We start from the raw sequence: 1,153 nt of genomic DNA, 5'->3' as shown, positions 1-1,153 counted from the left end.
GCGGGCCAGCAGCAGGGCGGCGTCCATCGTCTCAGGGTTCCACAGGCGGACGAGGTCGGCGAGGGCGTCGCCTCGGTCGATCCACACACTGTCGATATTGGCGACGAAGACGGGCTCCTCGCCCAGCAGGGCGTGAGCCTTCTTCAGCCCGCCGCCGGTCTCCAGCAGTTCGGCGCGTTCGTCGGAAATCAGGATTGCGGGGCCCCGATTTTTAGAATTTTGGCCGCGCGCCGCCAGATGCGCTTCCAGTCGGTCGGCGAACCAGTGGACATTGACCACGGCCTTTTCGACGCCGGCGTCCGCCAACCGGTCCAGCACATGGTCGATCAGGGCGCGCCCCTGGACCTCAACCAAGGCCTTGGGCCGGTCGTCGGTCAGGGGGCGCATGCGCGTGCCCAGGCCGGCGGCGAGCACCATTGCGGTCTTGGGGGCGGTCATGCGCGCACCTCGACAGGAACGTGACAGTCGAACCAGCGGGCGACGGGCGCCAGAGCCGGCTGTTCCAGATTGGCGTTCAGGTGTCGCCACATGCGCGGCAAGAACTGGCGGTATCGCGGTTTGCCGTCGCGCGCGATCAGGCGGGCGAAGATGCCGATGATCCGCGCCTCGTTCAGGGCGGCGAGGCCGGCGTAGTCAGCCATGAAGGCGGCGCGGTCGACCCGGGGCCGCAGGGCGAAATAGCGGTCCAGCGCCTCGGCCTCCAGCGCCGGCGACACGTCTCGACGGGCGTCCTGCAGCAGGGAGTGCAGGTCCCACGACGGGTGGGCGCGCACCGCGTCCTGGAAGTCGATCATGCCGACGCGGGCTGGGCCGTCGCGCTGGGGCAACCAGATCAGGTTCTCCGCATGATAGTCGCGGTGGGCCATGACCGAGGCCCCGGCCGCGCCCGAGGCGACGATGGGCGCCCAGGCAGCGCGCCAGTCGGCGATGGCGACGGCGTCGAAGCGGACCCGATCGTCGAGCTTCGGCAACCATTCGACGAACAGATCCGCCCCGCCCTGCAGCGCCGTCTCGTCATAGGTCAGCAGCGGCCAATCGCCGCCGGGGCCGTGCAGGGTCTGCGGCGGGTTTCCGGCGTCGTGCAGCACGGCAAGGGCCTCGATGGCGGCCAGATAGAGGGGCGTTTCGTCGGCGCCGTTCTCGATCACGCGGG

General features: G+C 69.9%; 2 protein-coding genes. Both read right to left on the bottom strand.

Annotated elements, in window-relative coordinates; all coding sequences use genetic code 11:
• The coding region (locus B3T77_RS00410; protein ID WP_292075988.1) for an NTP transferase domain-containing protein at positions 1 to 438 on the bottom strand (438 nt) is incomplete at its 3' end.
• On the bottom strand, positions 435 to 1,153 hold a 719-nt coding region (locus tag B3T77_RS00405; RefSeq protein WP_292075987.1), incomplete at its 5' end, for an aminoglycoside phosphotransferase family protein. The genes B3T77_RS00405 and B3T77_RS00410, both read right to left, overlap by 4 nt.

Source organism: Brevundimonas sp. UBA7838, assembly GCF_002500885.1.
In the GTDB taxonomy this organism is placed as follows: Bacteria; Pseudomonadota; Alphaproteobacteria; order Caulobacterales; family Caulobacteraceae; genus Brevundimonas; species Brevundimonas vesicularis_C.
This window is presented reverse-complemented; position numbering and strand designations above follow the sequence as displayed.